This window comes from Kitasatospora sp. NPDC051705, from assembly GCF_044453265.1.
Taxonomy (GTDB): Bacteria; Actinomycetota; Actinomycetes; order Streptomycetales; family Streptomycetaceae; genus Kitasatospora.
Window position 1 is genome coordinate 28,509 of record NZ_JBITCO010000001.1, and the last position, 14,851, is coordinate 43,359.

The following is a 14,851-nucleotide window of genomic DNA, read 5'->3' on the forward strand; positions in this document are numbered from 1 at the left end:
TCCATCACAGGCATACCGGTCCCGGGAGACCCGGGCCGGGGCCCGACCCGTCGCCCCGGGTCAACCGGGCCCCGTCTGCCCCGCGATCCGGATCCCATGCACGTTCGGGCCCGCCGATTTCCGATCGGCCCGGATCACGGCCGCGACGGGCCCGTCCCGGCGGGGGTCGCCGCGACCGGCCGTCCGGGTGTGCCCAGGACGGCGAGCCCGGCCGGCAGCGCGAGCGGGTCGGCCGGGAGGCCGCCCTCCCTGCGGACCATCCGGACCCGTTGAGCAGCAGGCACCCGGCGACGACCCGTGCGCTCAGGGGCACCGCGACGACGCCGCCGGTGGTCCGCCGTGCCGGTGCTCCCGGACGGCCGCCGAGACGTCGAAGGGCACGATGGTGGCGGCGGTGTGCGGCAGCCGGCTCACCGCGTGGGCGATCGAGTCCCCGCTGCGGGCGTGCAGCAGGCGTCCCAGGACCGGGCCGTACGAGCGGCGCGGGATCAGCAGGGTGACCTGGGTGCGGCCGTCGGCGGTGGTGCGGCCCGCGAGCCGGGCGATCGCGCGGTGCAGCCGGCGGTCCGGGCACTCCACCAGGTCGAGCGGGACGTCGGCGGCCCGGCTGGCCTCCCAGCAACGCCGCAGGTGCTCGGCGTGCGCCGTGTCGAGGGCGACGTGCACGGCGCGCAGCCCGTCGGGGCGCAGGGTGTGCGCGTAGCGCAGCGCGGTGAGGACCGCGAGGTCGAGCCGGTCGACCAGCACCAGCACGACGTGGCGCGGGCGGGTCGCGCCGGTGGCGGTGGCGGGCGCCGCCTCCAGGGCCTCGGCCTCGTTGCGGTACCGCTCGTTGGTGCGGATCAGGGCCCACACGCCGACCGGGAAGACGACCACCACGAGCCAAGCGCCCTCGGTGAACTTGGTGACGACGAAGACGACGACCACGGCGGCGGAGGCGGCCGCGGCGGCCGCGTTGACGGCGGTCTTGACGGTGCGGTGCCTCCCCCGGCGCTGCCAGTGGTGCTTGGCCAGGCCGGCGGTCGCCATGAGGAAGCCGGTGAAGACCCCGATCGCGTACAGCGAGACGAGGTGGGTGAGGTTGCCGCGCGAGACGAGCAGCAGGGCCAGGGAGACGGCGGTGAGCACCAGGATGCCGTTGGAGAACGCGAGCCGGTGGCCGCGCTGGGTGAGCTGGCGCGGCAGGAAGGAGTCCTCGGCGACGAAGCCGGCCAGGAACGGGAAGCCGTTGAAGGAGGTGTTCGCGCCGGTGTAGAGGATCAGCGCGGTGGCGACCTGGACCAGTGCGAACATCGCCTGTCCCGGGGCACTCCCGCCGAAGACCAGGTGCGCCTCCTGGGCCAGCACGGTCGGGCTGCCGGAGGTGTACGGGATCGCGTGTGTCCACCAGGCGAGCGCGGAGATCCCGAGCACCAGGCCGCCGAGGACCGCGCTCATGACCACGAGGGTGCGGCGCGCGTTGACGCCCCGCGGTTCGCGGAAGGCGCCGACCCCGTTGGAGATGGCCTCGAGGCCGGTGAGCGAGGACCCGCCGTTGGCGAAGGCCCGCAGCAGGACGAACAGCGAGGCGCCCATCAGCAGGCCGTCGCCCGGCGTGCCCACCGGCACGGCACCGACGGCGTGCAGCTCGGCCGTGCCCAGCCTCGGCAGGCTGCCCGCCGCCAACCGGACCAGCCCCACCACGACGGTCAGGCCGGCGGCGGCGACGAACAGGTACGTGGGGACCGAGAACGCCTTGCCCGCCTCCCTGATGCCGCGCAGGTTCCCGTAGCACAGGAGGCCCAGCACCCCCACGGAGATCCACAGTTTGTCCGGGCCGATGTCGGTGTGGAGGAGCAGCTGTGCCATGGAGGCCAGGGCGTCCGTACCCGCGGCGGTCTGCACCGCGACGGTGACGACGTAGTCGATCAGCAGGGCCACCGCCGCGATCTGGGCGGTGCGCGGGCCGAAGTTCTCCCGCGCCACCACGTAGGAACCCCCGGCCCGGGTGTAGGTGGTCACCACGTCGCGGTACGACAGGGTGAGCAGGAGCAGCAGGGCGAGGATGACCCCGGTCACCGGCATGACGAGGGCGAAGCCCGCCATGCCGGCCACGGGGAGGAGCTGCGTCAGCATCTGCTCCGTGCCGTAGGCGCTGGAGCTGATGCAGTCCGGTGCGAGCACGCCCAGCGCCACCGGCTTGGAGAGCGTCTCCTCGCGCAGCTGCGCCGTCACCAGGGGCGGCCCCAGCAGTAGCCGCTTGACCCGGTACCCGAGGCGTTCCGGCACCTCGCCCGCCGCGGCGACCTGCCGCTGCTCCGCCCGCGTCCGCTCCGTGACCGTCACCCTCGTCCCCCTTCGGGCGGTCCGTCCGGCGTTCTGCCGGAGGCTCCCGCTCGACTGCCCCGGGAACCGCGGAGCATGCCGATCGTGTCGGGCGACGGTGGAAAGGCCGCTCGTTCGGGTGAGGCGTGCGGGGGTCAGAGGCCCGGGGAGCCGCTCCCTGGGGACCGGCGGAGCAGGTAGTCGGAGGTGCCGGTGAGCTGGAGGACGCGGTCCAGGAGCGCCGGACGGGGTTCGATCAGCAGGCTCAACCCGGCGGCGTCGGCGTGCCGGCGGATCTGGAGCAGGGTCGACAGGCCCATGGAGTCGCACATGGTCATGGCGCTGCAGTCCAGGTGGACGGTCGTCACGGACGGCCGGGCGGACAGCCCGGTGGTGACGTCGGTGAGGAGCGCGTCGCAGGTCTCGTGGTCGAGGTCCCCCTCGACCTCGACGGTGAGCGTCGCGGACGGCTCGGGGGTGAGGACGTCGGGAACGGGTTCGGGGGTCGCGGTCATGCCGGGTTTCCGTGGTGCTGGTGCTGGTGGAGGACGTTCGGTGGGTCGGTCAGGAGGTCGACGACCGTGCGGCCGTGATCGAGGATCGTGACGGAGCGCGGCAGGTCCCGTAGCTCGTGGCGGAGGACGTCCAGGGCGGGCAGCAGGGAGGCGGCCGGGACCGCGCGGACCGTGAGGACGCCGGCGGTCCACGTCAGGAACCGACCGAACAGGTCCCGATCGTCGGTGTAGAGGGCCGCGGCGAGGAAGTCCACGATGTGGGCGATGTCCTCGGCGGTGCGCTGCAACTGGACCTCGGCGTAGCCGCGCACGGCGGGGACCCGCTCGGCCAGGCCGGACATGACGGCGCCGACCAGGCGTGGCGCGCTCCGGCTGACCAGGGTGTACTCCTGGTCGGCGAGGTGGGGCAGGTCGTCCAGGGGCTGGTGCCGCACGGGGGCGGGCGGGCCGTCGGCGAGCCACTCGGCCGCGCCCCGGGCGTGCCCCGCCCAGCCGTCGGCGCCGAGCAGACGGGCGTAGCAGCCGTCGGGGCCGAAGGCCGCCCCGCCCGCCAGTACGGGGACGCCCGCGGCTTGGGCGGCGGTGATCGCCGTGTGGGCGGCGGGCAGGCGCGGGGCGAGCGAGGCGGACAGCGCCAGGGCGACGGGGGCGCTGCGGTGCAGTCGGCCGATCAGGTGCGGAGTCGGCACCTGGGCGCCGAGGTGGTCGACCTCCCAGCCGTGCAGACTCAGCACCTGGGCGAGCAACCGGGCGGGAAAGGCGTGCCACTCACCGTCGACGCACGACACGGTGACCCGCCCCCGGGAATCCCGGGGCGTGGCGTCGAGGACGGCCGGGTGGTGCGCAAGCGCGGTGACGACCCGGTCGTTGACAGCCGTGGCCGCGTGTTCCTGCGCCACCGTCATCCGGTTCGCCGCCCAGGCGTGGCCGACCCTGGCCTGGACTTCGGCGATCACGTCCAGGAGGACGGACTCGGGGCTCACGCCCGCGTTCAGTGCTCCGAAGGCGACGGCACGAGCCGCCGACTCGCTGCCGGCGGCGACCGCGGCCCACAGCTCGTCGGCCCAGTGGTCCGCCGCGCCCGCCGACGGTGTCGTGACGGTGATGTCGAGGGCCGTCACGCGGCGAACCCGTCGATGCCGCGCCCGCCGTCCCCGGGCAGCCCGCCGCTGCGCGGCGCGGCGACGACCATGACGGCCATGTCGTCGTGGCGGCCACTGCCGACCCACTGGGAGGCGAGCATCAGGACGCGTTCGACGATCGCCTCCGCGGGCATGGACCCGCACTCGCCGAGTACCCGGCGCAGACGCTCCTCGCCGAACATCGCGTCGCCGAGGGGGCCGCCGCGGGCCTCGGTGACGCCGTCGCTGTACAGCACGCACGCCTCGCCCGGTGCCAGGACGACGGTGTCCGACTCGACGGTGGTCTCCGGGAGCGCGCCCACCAGGCTCCCTGAGGTGCGGGCCGCCTCCACCCGCCCGTCGGCACGGACGATGAGCGGAGCCGGGTGGCCGGCCGCCGACAGCCGGACCGTCACCCGCTCCTCCCGGCGGCGGACCGAGGCCAGCACCATCGTGGCGAACCGGGTGTGGTGCGAGGTCAGCAGGGCTCGGTTGAGCAGCGTCAGCAACCGCGGGTGGTCGTCCGCCATCGGCAGCAGCGCGTGCAGGGTGTTGCGGATCTTGCCGGTGAGCACGGCGGCTTCGAGCCCCTTTCCGCAGACGTCGCCGAGCACCGCCAGCGTCTCACCATCGGGATCCGCGGCGGGGTGGACGTCGTAGAAGTCGCCCCCGATCCGGTCCCGGTCGACGGAGGCCCGGTAACCGCCCGCGTAGTCCGTTCCGTTGACCTGCTCCAGCCGCGGCGGCAGCAGCTCGCGCATCAGCAGGTCGGTGACGGCGGCCTGCTCCGAGTACATCACCGCGGCGGAGACGGCGGCGCCCGCCCGGGCGGCGAACAGCCGGGCGAAGACCTCCTCCGACGGCGCGAACGCGCCGTGCCCGGGGCCGCGCAGCAGCACGAGCGCCCCTGCGGGCACGCCGTGACCCGGCAGCGGGGTGACGGACACCGCGCCGAGGGCGTCCAGACCGTCGGGCAGCAGCCAGTCCGGCGCCGCATCCGGGTCGATCCAGCGCGACGGAACCGGCGGGAAGCCGCGCAGGGCCTCCGCCAGGCCGGGAACCTCCGCCGGGTCCGCCCGTACGCCGCCGTGCACCGGTCGGCCGCCGCGTACACAGGACACGAAGCGCAAGACCCGGCCGCTGGTCGGCGAGATGACCACCGCCGCGTCCGCGAGGTGGGCGGCCGCCTGCTGCGCGGTGGTTTCCAGGCACCGCTGGACGTTCAGCGAGGAGAGCAGCAGGCTCGACAACTGGGCCAGGAGTGACCAACGTTCGCGTTCGACCGCGAGTGCGAGACCACGGTCGGCGCCGTCCACCAGCCACCACACGACGGTGCCGTCCGCCCGGACCGACGGATGGGCCTCCACCTCGCCACCGGCGAGGAGCCCGCGCACCGGCACCGCCGCCGGTCGGGGGTCGTGGTCGCGGCCGTCGCGGTCGGCCGAGATCCGCAGGTGCGCGTCGAGCAGCCACGGTGCGATCGTCCCGCCCTCCGCTCCGGCGGGGCCGCCGATCAGCTCCCAGGCAGCGTCGCTGCCGTGTACGACCGATCCGTCGGCCGCCAGGACCAGGACCGGATAAGGGGCATCACCGAGGAAGGTCAGCCCGGGTTCGGCCGTCGTGCGGGGGGTGTCCGTCGGAAGGGGTACCATCGCGTCGGCCCTGTCGGACCATCACCTCGTCACTCGTGCTGTCAGCGGCCGGAGACCACCGCGGATGCGGCGCGGACGGGGACGAACCACGCCGGTGGCCCGATGTCCGTCCAAGGCCGACAGAGTCGACAGTACGCCCCGTACCGGGCGATCGTAACGTCCTGCACAGGGACGGGGGACCCGCCCGGCACCGTCACAGCGGGATGCCGTAGCATCCCGCTGTGACGGAGAACGCCGAGGCGGGCAGCCGCGAAGCCCGCGAGCCGGATGGCCATCAAGTGGTGTGCGCCCGGGGCGATCTCGACTGGGAGAGCGCCCAGGACTTCGCCGAGAGGATCCGCTGCGCCCGTGGGCGCCGTCCGGCCCTGCTGATCGCGGACCTGTCCGGGGTGACCTTCGCCGACTCCTCCACCCTGCACACCCTGTTCGAGGCGCACCGGGGCCTCGCCGCAGCCGGCGGGCGACTCGTCATCGCCGGTCCGCTGGACCCGGTGGTGCAGCGACTGTTCGACGTTTCCGCCACCGCCGGCTACTTCCACTTCGCAGCCTCGGCCAGGGAGGCGGCTGCCGGCGCGGACGTCACGAAGCCGCGCAGGGGCGACCGCCGATGACCGCGGCCGGTGCGGTGCGGCGGCGTGCCCGACCTCCGGGGCACGCGGCAGCCGACGCCTCGGGGGCCCCGCACGCCGCCGGACGCCCTGCGACTCCACTCATTCGAGGTCCTCGCATGCCGGAACCGTCCCCCCGCCCCGACCGCACGGCGAGCCCCGTGTCCGCACACGTACCGGCCCCCGCGGGAGAGCTCGCGGACGAGCCGCTGTCCGGGCCGGTCGACGCCGGCCGCGCGGTGACCACGGCCGCGCAGGCCCGGGCAGTCATCACCGGCCTGCTCGACCACGTCCCCGGTGACACCGGCGCCGCCCGTCGGGACGCCCACCTGGCGGCGACCGAACTCGTCACCAACGCCCTACGCCACGGCGGAGGCCTCACCGCGTTCCGCGCCCGGCTGGCCGCGGACGCCACGGTGCTCTGCATCGAGGTCGAGGACGCCACCAGCCAGTGCCCCCGGGAGCCCGAGCCCGACGGCCGGGACCCGAGCCGGCTCGGCGGCCGCGGCTGGATGATCGTCCGCCGGATCTCCGCCAGCTGCACCGTCCGGCCGCTGCCCACCGGCGGCAAGCGCATCAGCATCACGGTTCCCGTCCGCTAGGGCTTGCACCGTCGTCAACCCCGTCTGCGGGGCGATTCCGGGCGCTCCCGGTGGGAGCCGTCGGCGAGCCGGAGGCACGACAGGACGACCGGACGGCAGAGCCCGGAACGGGCTGGCCTCGTCCTGCCCTCGGTCCCGTACGCGGCTGTGCCGCCGGCCCGGCGCCGGCCGCGGGAACGCGGGCAGCGGGGCTGCACCCGACCGGGCCGGCGCGCAGCAACGGCGATCAGAGTGTCCCTGGGCCGTGGGGCGGCCGGTTCCCGGGGGCCCGAGGGGCCGGTGGGTCAGCGGGAGGGGTAGGTCTTGAGACTGACGGCTTGGCCGGCGCCGCGGTCGCGGATCAGGGCGGCGACGGGGGGTGTGACCGGGACGACCAGGTGGCCCTCGGGGGGCACCACCGCCAGGTCTCCGATCGGGGTCACGTGGACGACCTGTTGGGAGGCCCCGGGCCGCGGGGAGTCGTAGACCAGGTGCACCACGCGTCGGGTGACCGGTTCCGGATGCGGGTTCTCCAGGACGACGGCGTCGAAGGTGGCGAAGCGGCTGACCGCCTCGCCGCCGCGGGTCGGCTTGGCCTCGATGTAGCCGGACGGGCCGGCGGCGGGCAGCACCAGGAGCTTGGTGACGGTCACCCGGACGTCGGCCACCCGGTCCGCGTCCGGGCCGGAGAAGTTCAGTACGTCGAAGCCGCCGTCGGGGTGGACCACGAGCTCGCCCCGGTCGCTGCCGTACGCCGTGGCGACGCGGACCTTGCGCAGGGCGCGCCCGTCGGCGTCCACGGGGGTGAAGGCGAGGACCGGGGCCACGTCGACGGCGTTCGGGTTGGTGATGGCGAGGGTCTGGTCGATCCAGCCGGAACCGCCGTGCGCCCGGTACTCGAAGGTCGGTAGCGCGACCGACGGCCGTTCCGGTGCCCGGGCGCCGGCGCTCCAGCGACTGACCAGGACGACGAGTGCTGTGACGAGGCTCAGACCGGAGGCCAGGCTTATCAGCTGATGGGAAGACACGCGGGGAGTCTAGTGGTGGCGGTCCGTCATCTGTCCTGGGCCCCGGGTCACCCAGCGTCACCGCGGTGAGGCGGCGTACCACCGAGGCCAGGACGCCCTCCGCGGCCGGCCCCGGGGACGGATCCGGGGACGGCCGCGGGGACGGAGCCGGGTGGGCGCATTCCTTTGGCAGGGGAATTCGGTATCCACCCGGAGTCGGGTCGGCGGACGCGAGCGCTCAGCCGTTCCGGAACTCGGCTGAGAGCCTGCGCCCGGCCTTCAACCGGCGGTCCGTCAGAGGATTTCGATCGAGTTCACCTGCGGCGGTCGGTTCGGGAACGAGATGTCGGTCCAGCGCGGGATCTTGACGGAGTCGCCGTTGGCATCGTAGTAGATGAGGTCGTTGTTCCCGGTGGAGATCCGGTCGACCCACCAGCCGCCGAAGGACGTCCGGCCGGCGTTCGCGTAACAGTCGACGCTCTGGCTGCCGCCGCTGTGCGACCAGATCTTCAGGAAGTCCTCCCCGCCCCGGCACTCGATGTGGTCGATGGCGAACGCGGTGCCGGACGGCACCGCCACCGTGAACGCCGCCGCCGCGGCGAACGCGGCGGTCAGCGAGCCGACGATCTTCTTCGTCTTCGAGATCACGAATTCTCCTCATTCGAATGGAATCGAATTCCGAATCAGAACCCGGAATCCGGAGCCCGGAGCCCGGAATCCACCGCGCAACCGATTGGCGATTGCATCGTGCCCGATCAGCATCCCCAGCCCCTTCGTTCGCAGTCAATCTCATCGACCACGGACTGACGGCTTATCGGCCAGATCCATCCGCCTCGCCCGTGCGTGGCGGGGCTCGTCGGGCGGGTGGGGCGCGTGCGACGGAGCGACACGCGGACGCGGCGGTGGCCGCCAGCAGCCGGCCCCGCGGTGATCGCCCCCGTCCTGACCTGGGCCGACGGGCTCATCCCCGGTCCGTCCGCCGGGCCGCCGGTGGCGCGGGGCAGCGGCCGTGGCGGCAACCGTCCGCCGGATGAGTGGAACCGGCCGCGGCGCCCCGGCGGGCGAGGCGCCCGACCGGCGCGCGATATATCCTGCGCCCCCGCCCCACGGGTTCGGCAGGACGGGCCCTCGGCCGAACGGGCGGGCGGCACGGGCCCGGACACGGCGACGCCGGCGCCACCGTGGGGTGGCGCCGGCGTCGCTGCGGTCCTACCTGTAGCGGTAGCGGATGCGGCCGCGGGTCAGGTCGTAGGTGCTGAGCTCCACTAGGACCCGGTCCTCCGGGAGGATCTTGATGTAGTTCTTCCGGATCTTCCCACTGATGTGGGCGAGCACGGTGTGCCCGTTCTTGAGCTCCACCCTGAAGGTGGCGTTGCGCAGGCACTCGGTGACGGTGCCTTCGACCTCGATGCTGCTTCCTGCTGCTTTGGTCATGAGTCTCATTTCTTCGTTCGTCGACGTACGGTGGGTGCGGATACGGCTTGGCGGTGTGGCGATCGTGCGGTCATACGGTCGTGCGACGAGACGCCGAACGCGTGACAGGGCGTCAGCGGCGGACGAGCTCGAGGGTGCTGCCCGAGCGACGGGCTCCGATGCCCTCGAACAGGGCGGTGGCGGCCGTGTTGGTCTCCGTGACCTCGGCCCAGGCCGTGGCGGTGCCGGAGCGGTGCAGCTCGCCCAGTGCGTGGGCGAGCAGCGCCCGGGCGACCCCGCGGCGGTGCTGGTCGGCGCGGACGGCGACCAGTCCGATCCGCGGCTGCCTCGGCAGCCGCTTCACCCGGATCAGGCCGACGTACTCGTCGCCCTGCCGAGCCACAGCGTACTGCGACGAGTCGACGACGGTCGTCCCCGCCGGTCGCGGCAGGACCTCGGCCGGCATCGAGCACCAGCCGACGGAGGCCTCGACCTCGTCGCGGACGACGCGGTCCAGGGCGAGCAGCGGGGCCTCCTGTGCCTCGCCGGCGGGCAGGACGGTGACGCCGGCGGGCGGCTGCACCTCGCCGAGTCCGGTGACCTGCGGGTCGGTGGGCACGACGTAGCCCCACTCGCGGCGTTCGACCGCGAAGCCGACCCGCTGCCAGGCGGCCGTCGACGCGGGGTCGGCCTCGTCGACCACGGTGTACAGCGGGACCGCCAGGTCCGCCAGCATGGCGGTGGCGACGAGGTCGAAGTCCGCGTCCTGCCAGACGTCGACGCTGACGAAGAGCCGGCCGTCGGGTCGGCGCGAGGCGTCGCCGCAGCCGACCACCTGGTCGTCCGCGACGGCCTGCCACTGGGTGTCCGAGATCCTCGTCACCGCGACCTCGCGGTCGACCTGGTTCGAGGCGGGATGGGAAGGGTTCATGGGTGTGGCCTTTCGGGAGTGCCTGTTCCGAGGCGCTCCCGGCGACACCTTCGTCAATCGCCCGCCGTGACGACAAGGGGGAGCACCCACCTGCTGACAGCCTTCATGGGTCTCACCTCCTCGCGTTCGTTCACGGCTGCGCAGACGTTACCAGCCGGATGTCGTCCGCCCAACCGATTTACGCACGCGGCCCGCGCCGCGGCGCACGGGGCCCTCAGCGCGGCTCGTCGAGGTGCCGTAGGTCGTACAGGTACGACCTGCCGGCCTTCCAGCTGCGCCACGGGCCGCGCGGCGGCACCTCCTCCTCGCCGCTCCGGCCGTGCAGCGGCCAGGAGTTGGCGGTTCCGTCGGCGTCGACGGTGCACCAGCCCCGCTCCGGCAGCCACCGGCACCGGACGTCCAGGTCCAGCCGCCGGTAGGACGGTCGGCCGTTGAACGTCCCGTCCTCCCGGAAGCGGTACACCAGGCCGTCCACGCGACGGACGAACTCGATCGGCACGACGCCTCCCCCGGGTCACCGCGGCACGACCCGGATCGCTCCGGGGCGGTTCGGGTGGAACCCCTGCCGCAGGGAAGGCTACCCACCCGTTCGACCGCGCGCGGACGACCGGGCGGCCGCCGTCGGACTGCGGCGGCCCGGGCCGCTCAGAGCCGCAGGTGGGAGGCGCCGTTGAGGTCGAGGACGGTGCCGGAGGCCCAGGTGGCCTCGGGCGAGGCGAGGTAGCGGACGGCGGCGGCGACCTCCTCGGGGGTGCCGACCCGGCCGAAGGGGCTCTGGCCGCGCAGGGTGTCGCCGGAGGGGCCGGTCAGCCGGTCGGCGACGCGTTCGGTGGCGGTGAAGCCGGGGGCGACGGAGGTCACCGAGATGCCGTGCGGGGCCAGGGCGACGGCGAGGGACTGGCCGAGTGCGTGCAGGGCGGCCTTGGTCGCACCGTAGGCGGGGTGGTCCGGTTCGCCGCGGAAGGCCCCGCGGGAGCCGATGTTCACGATCCGGCCGGGTGCGCCGCGGGCGATGAGGTGGCGGGCGACGCAGTGGCTGAGGTTGGCCGCGGCGAGCAGGTTGACGTCGACCATCTGCCGCCAGATCCGCTGCCAGTCCTCGTAGGGGACCGTGGCCACGGGGTGCGCGTTGGCCTCCGAGGTGGCGACGGCGGCGTTGTTGACCAGGACGTCCACCCCGCCGAGCTCCGCGTGCGCGGTGTCGGCGACGCGCTGCGCGGTCGCGGGGTCGCTCAGGTCACCGCCCACCAGTACGTGGCCGTCGCCGGGGAGTGCGAGCAGGGTGGCCTCGGCCTGTGCGGCATTCGAGCCGTAGTGCACGGCGACGCGGTCGCCGGCGGCGGCGAAGGCGTGCGCGACGGCGCGGCCGATGCCCCGGGAGGCTCCCGTGACCAGGACGCCCCGGACCGGACGGGACGCCGGGGTCGCTGCGGACGCCGTCACGTCCGCGGTCGTTTCCGGCTCCGCGGGAACCACGGTCGTTTCCGGCTCCGCGGTCGGCACAGTCGCCGCGGGGGCTGGACGGGTCATGGGTGACGCTCCCTGGGGGTCGCGAGCGGGACGCACCGTGCACGACACGGCGGCGGTTCCACCTTGATCCCGACAGCGTCCGAATGTCAACATTCGGGCATGAGTGACCTACCCCTGATGAAGGCCACCCGCAGAGGGCTGGCCGACGAGGTCGCGGACCGGGTCCGCGAGGCGATCTTCGACGGGCACTTCCCGCCCGGCTCCCCGCTGCGGGAGACCGAGCTGGCCGACTCGCTGGGCGTCAGCCGCGGCGCCGTGCGCGAGGGCATCGCCCGGCTCGAGCGGGAGGGGCTGGTCCGGACGGGCTGGCACCGCCCGACCACCGTGGTGGCGACGACCGCCGACGACGTGGAGGAGGTCTACCGGGTGCGTGCCGCGCTCGACCGGCTGGCCGCCGTGACCGCCGCCCGGCGGGCGACACCGGCACAGCTGGACGAGCTCGACCGACTGGTCGAGTCGATGGCGGCCGCACTGGCCGACGGCGCCGGGGTGCCGCACCTGCTGGCACTGGACATGGCCTTCCACGACCAGGTGTACGCGACCGCCGGGAACCGGCGCCTCACGGACGCCTGGCAGGCGGTGCGCTCCCAGGTGTTCCTGTTCCAGCTGCAGCGGGTCGCGCTCGCCCGCGGACAGTACCGCGCCCTGGTCGTCGACGAGCACCGCGAGCTGGCCCGACTGCTGCGGGGCGGCGGCGCGCCGGAGGAGCTCGACCGGTTGGCCGGCGAGCACGTCGACTCGGCCCGCCGCAGCCTGCTCGCCCTGCTGCCCGGCGAGACGGGCACCGGCCCCGGGAACGAACCAGACGTCGCCTGACGGGAAAAATAGGCAGCGCTTGCAACTTACGCGCGTGCACAATTATTGTGTTCACGCGCAAAGATCGGCCGCAACCACCGCGCCGACAGCCTCACCGGGAGTCCGACATGAGCACCTCACTCTTCGCCCCGTACACCCTGCGGGAACTCACCGTCCCCAACCGCATCTGGATGGCGGCGATGTGCCAGTACAGCGCGGCCCCCGACGGCGACGCGGCCGGTGTCCCGCACGACTGGCACTTCACCCACCTCGCGGCCCGCGCCGCCGGCGGCACCGGGCTGATCATCACCGAGGCGACGGCCGTGAGCCCCGAGGGCCGCATCTCCCCGTACGACCTCGGGCTCTGGAACGACACCCAGACCACGGCGTTCCGGCGGATCACCTCCTTCCTGAAGGAGCAGGGCACCGTTCCGGTCGTCCAGCTCGCCCACGCCGGCCGCAAGGCGTCCACCGAGCGCCCCTGGATCGAGCGCGGCCGCGCGCTCGCCCCGGACGAGCCGCACGGGTGGACCCCGGTCGGCCCCAGCGCCGTCCCGTTCGACGCGGCGTCCACCACGCCCGAGGAGCTGACCACCGAGCAGATCGCCGGGATCGTCCGGCAGTTCGGGGACGCCGCCCGCCGCGCGCTCGAGGCCGGCTTCCAGGGGGTCGAGATCCACGGCGCCCACGGCTACCTGATCAACCAGTTCCTCTCCCCGTACAGCAACCGCCGCACCGACGCCTACGGCGGCTCCTTCGAGGGCCGGATCCGCCTCGCCCTGGAGGTCGTCGACGCCGTGCGCGCCGTGTGGCCCGAGGACCTGCCGGTGTTCTTCCGCATCTCCGCCACCGACTGGCTGACCGAGAACCCCGAGGACGACCGCGAGGGCTGGACCTCGGAGGACACCGTCCGACTGGCCAAGGAGCTGCTGGCGCACGGCGTGGACCTGATGGACGTCTCCACCGGCGGCAACGCCCCCGACGCCAGGATCGTGGCCGGACCGGACTACCAGGTGCCCTTCGCCGAGGCGGTGCGCAACGGCACCGGCATGCCCGTCGCCACCGTCGGCCTGATCACCGAGCCCGCCCAGGCCCAGGCCATCCTCGCCGAGGGCCGGGCCGACGCCGTCCTGCTCGGCCGCGAGCTGCTCCGCGACCCCTCCTGGGCCCGCCGTGCCGCCGCCGAGCTCGGCGGCGAGGTCACCAGGCCGATCCAGTACCACCGCGCCTGAGCCGCCCCGCGCGCCGACCCCGGGCGGCCCTTCGCCTCACCCGGGGTCGGCGCCGGCCCGAGCGGCCCGGCCCGCACAGGACCCGGCCCGAGCGGCCCGGCCCGAACAGGACCCGGCCCGCGAAGAGCCCGGCCGGAGCGGTCCCCGCTCAGCGCGGCGCCGCGGCCCGTGCCGCCACCGCCGCGACGAAACGCCCCAGCCCGTCCGGGTTCGCCGCCAGGAACAGGTTCGGCTCGATCAGTTCCAGCTCCAGCACCACCGGCTCCCCGGCCCCGTCCAGGACCAGGTCCACCCGGGCGAACAGCGGCGCGTCCGGCGACGGGACGGCCTCCAGCGCCGCCAGCGCGGTGCGGATCTCGGCACCGGTCGGCCGGTACGGCGTGACGCCGAGGTGCGGCATCCGGTCGTTGTCGATCAGCCCGGGCTCGGTGAGCAGCTGGTCCTTGCGGATCGCGTGGCTGAAGACGCCGCCGAGGAAGACCAGGGCACGCTCCCCCTCCGCCACCCGCGGCAGGTACGGCTGGACCATCGCGGCGCGTCCCCGTTCCTGCAGCATCCCGACGTGCCGGGCGGCGTCCGCCGACCCTCCGGGCCGGTAGCGCGCGGTGTCCTGCGCACCCGCCGAGACCGCGGGCTTGACCACCACGCCGTCCGCGCCGCCGATCCCGTCGAGGTCCGCGGCGGTGAACCGCTCCCCCGGTTCGAGGAACCGGGTCGGCACCACGGCGACCCCGCGCGCGGCGAGCTCCCTCAGGTAGTGCTTGTCGCTGTTCCAGCGCACCACCGGCGCCGGATTGCAGAGCCGGGTGGCGGCCGACACGCCGTCGGCCCACGCCAGGAACGCGTCGAGGTGTTCCACGTAGTCCCAGGTCGAGCGGATGACGGCCAGGTCGTACTCCGCCCAGGCCACCGAGCCGTCGTCCCAGCGCACGGACTCGGCCGACAGGCCGTCAGCGCGCAACGCCCGCACGATGGGCGGCAGGTCCTCGTCGAACTCGATCCCGGCGCCGCTGGTCACGACGGCCACCCTGGCACCACTCATCCGGCCCTCCCGAGCCCTCGCAGCCGTACCGCCGCCGCCCCGTCGCCTGCCCGGCCACCGGGCGCCGCCGGCCCTGACGGTTCCGAACCTACTCCCGGTCGGGCCGGGCGGGGGTGCGGG

The 14,851-nt window shown here is 74.2% G+C and carries 15 protein-coding genes; 4 read left to right on the forward strand and 11 right to left on the reverse strand.

Going from position 1 to position 14,851, the window contains the following annotated elements; translation table 11 throughout:
• Positions 1 to 303: 303 nt before the first annotated feature.
• The 4 genes from ACIA8Q_RS00130 to ACIA8Q_RS00145 all read right to left on the reverse strand — a co-directional run bounded on the left by ACIA8Q_RS00130 (position 304) and on the right by ACIA8Q_RS00145 (position 5,592).
• Complete coding sequence (locus tag ACIA8Q_RS00130; RefSeq protein ID WP_396316652.1) at positions 304 to 2,268, reverse strand: APC family permease; 1,965 nt, start codon at positions 2,266 to 2,268, stop codon at positions 304 to 306.
• Between the two features lie 191 nt (positions 2,269 to 2,459).
• Complete coding sequence (locus tag ACIA8Q_RS00135; protein ID WP_360206613.1) at positions 2,460 to 2,819, reverse strand: STAS domain-containing protein; 360 nt, start codon at positions 2,817 to 2,819, stop codon at positions 2,460 to 2,462.
• Positions 2,816 to 3,925: a B12-binding domain-containing protein gene (locus ACIA8Q_RS00140; RefSeq protein ID WP_387903816.1), complete on the reverse strand. Its 1,110-nt coding sequence runs from the start codon at positions 3,923 to 3,925 to the stop codon at positions 2,816 to 2,818. Before ACIA8Q_RS00140 ends, ACIA8Q_RS00135 begins: the two co-directional genes overlap by 4 nt.
• A gap of 11 nt (positions 3,926 to 3,936) precedes the next feature.
• Positions 3,937 to 5,592, reverse strand: coding sequence for a PP2C family protein-serine/threonine phosphatase (locus ACIA8Q_RS00145; RefSeq protein WP_396316472.1), 1,656 nt, complete (start codon positions 5,590 to 5,592; stop codon positions 3,937 to 3,939).
• A 221-nt stretch (positions 5,593 to 5,813) separates the two neighbouring features.
• Here ACIA8Q_RS00145 and ACIA8Q_RS00150 point away from each other — a divergent pair, with 221 nt between their 5' ends.
• The gene (locus tag ACIA8Q_RS00150) at positions 5,814 to 6,203 is read left to right on the forward strand and encodes an STAS domain-containing protein (protein WP_360206610.1); all 390 of its coding nucleotides are present in this window, start codon (positions 5,814 to 5,816) and stop codon (positions 6,201 to 6,203) included.
• 158 nt (positions 6,204 to 6,361) lie between these two features.
• Positions 6,362 to 6,802: an ATP-binding protein gene (locus ACIA8Q_RS00155; RefSeq protein ID WP_396316473.1), complete on the forward strand. Its 441-nt coding sequence runs from the start codon at positions 6,362 to 6,364 to the stop codon at positions 6,800 to 6,802.
• A 284-nt stretch (positions 6,803 to 7,086) separates the two neighbouring features.
• On the opposite strand, the gene ACIA8Q_RS00160 is transcribed toward ACIA8Q_RS00155, so the two are convergent.
• From ACIA8Q_RS00160 to ACIA8Q_RS00185, 6 genes are all read right to left on the reverse strand, one after another.
• Positions 7,087 to 7,809, reverse strand: coding sequence for a hypothetical protein (locus ACIA8Q_RS00160; protein ID WP_360206604.1), 723 nt, complete (start codon positions 7,807 to 7,809; stop codon positions 7,087 to 7,089).
• A 273-nt stretch (positions 7,810 to 8,082) separates the two neighbouring features.
• Positions 8,083 to 8,436: a beta/gamma crystallin domain-containing protein gene (locus ACIA8Q_RS00165; RefSeq protein WP_360206601.1), complete on the reverse strand. Its 354-nt coding sequence runs from the start codon at positions 8,434 to 8,436 to the stop codon at positions 8,083 to 8,085.
• 561 nt (positions 8,437 to 8,997) lie between these two features.
• The gene (gene infA / locus ACIA8Q_RS00170) at positions 8,998 to 9,222 is read right to left on the reverse strand and encodes a translation initiation factor IF-1 (RefSeq protein ID WP_360206599.1); all 225 of its coding nucleotides are present in this window, start codon (positions 9,220 to 9,222) and stop codon (positions 8,998 to 9,000) included.
• 112 nt (positions 9,223 to 9,334) lie between these two features.
• A complete protein-coding gene (locus tag ACIA8Q_RS00175; protein WP_360206596.1) occupies positions 9,335 to 10,132 on the reverse strand; it encodes a GNAT family N-acetyltransferase in 798 nt (265 codons plus the stop codon).
• 214 nt (positions 10,133 to 10,346) lie between these two features.
• Positions 10,347 to 10,631 (reverse strand): hypothetical protein, encoded by a 285-nt coding sequence (locus tag ACIA8Q_RS00180; protein ID WP_360206593.1) that lies wholly within the window; start codon positions 10,629 to 10,631, stop codon positions 10,347 to 10,349.
• A 146-nt stretch (positions 10,632 to 10,777) separates the two neighbouring features.
• Positions 10,778 to 11,575, reverse strand: a complete 798-nt coding sequence (locus ACIA8Q_RS00185) for an SDR family oxidoreductase (RefSeq protein ID WP_360206590.1) — start codon at positions 11,573 to 11,575, stop codon at positions 10,778 to 10,780.
• A 186-nt stretch (positions 11,576 to 11,761) separates the two neighbouring features.
• Here ACIA8Q_RS00185 and ACIA8Q_RS00190 point away from each other — a divergent pair, with 186 nt between their 5' ends.
• Both ACIA8Q_RS00190 and ACIA8Q_RS00195 read left to right on the forward strand, forming a co-directional pair.
• Positions 11,762 to 12,478 carry a GntR family transcriptional regulator gene (locus ACIA8Q_RS00190; RefSeq protein ID WP_396316474.1) on the forward strand — a complete coding sequence of 239 codons (717 nt, stop codon included), beginning with the start codon at positions 11,762 to 11,764 and terminating at the stop codon, positions 12,476 to 12,478.
• Between the two features lie 107 nt (positions 12,479 to 12,585).
• The gene (locus ACIA8Q_RS00195) at positions 12,586 to 13,689 is read left to right on the forward strand and encodes an NADH:flavin oxidoreductase/NADH oxidase (RefSeq protein WP_387903762.1); all 1,104 of its coding nucleotides are present in this window, start codon (positions 12,586 to 12,588) and stop codon (positions 13,687 to 13,689) included.
• A 148-nt stretch (positions 13,690 to 13,837) separates the two neighbouring features.
• On the opposite strand, the gene ACIA8Q_RS00200 is transcribed toward ACIA8Q_RS00195, so the two are convergent.
• The gene (locus tag ACIA8Q_RS00200; RefSeq protein ID WP_360217300.1) at positions 13,838 to 14,731 is read right to left on the reverse strand and encodes a hypothetical protein; all 894 of its coding nucleotides are present in this window, start codon (positions 14,729 to 14,731) and stop codon (positions 13,838 to 13,840) included.
• Between the last annotated feature and the right edge of the window lie 120 nt (positions 14,732 to 14,851).

Coding starts and splice junctions, on each gene's coding strand:
- ACIA8Q_RS00135 (WP_360206613.1), bottom strand. CDS start 2,819: ATGACCGCGACCCCCGAACCCGTTCCCGACGTCCTCACCCCCGAGCCG.
- ACIA8Q_RS00145 (WP_396316472.1), bottom strand. CDS start 5,592: ATGGTACCCCTTCCGACGGACACCCCCCGCACGACGGCCGAACCCGGG.
- infA (WP_360206599.1), bottom strand. CDS start 9,222: ATGACCAAAGCAGCAGGAAGCAGCATCGAGGTCGAAGGCACCGTCACC.
- ACIA8Q_RS00175 (WP_360206596.1), bottom strand. CDS start 10,132: ATGAACCCTTCCCATCCCGCCTCGAACCAGGTCGACCGCGAGGTCGCG.
- ACIA8Q_RS00190 (WP_396316474.1), top strand. CDS start 11,762: ATGAGTGACCTACCCCTGATGAAGGCCACCCGCAGAGGGCTGGCCGAC.
- ACIA8Q_RS00195 (WP_387903762.1), top strand. CDS start 12,586: ATGAGCACCTCACTCTTCGCCCCGTACACCCTGCGGGAACTCACCGTC.
- ACIA8Q_RS00200 (WP_360217300.1), bottom strand. CDS start 14,731: ATGAGTGGTGCCAGGGTGGCCGTCGTGACCAGCGGCGCCGGGATCGAG.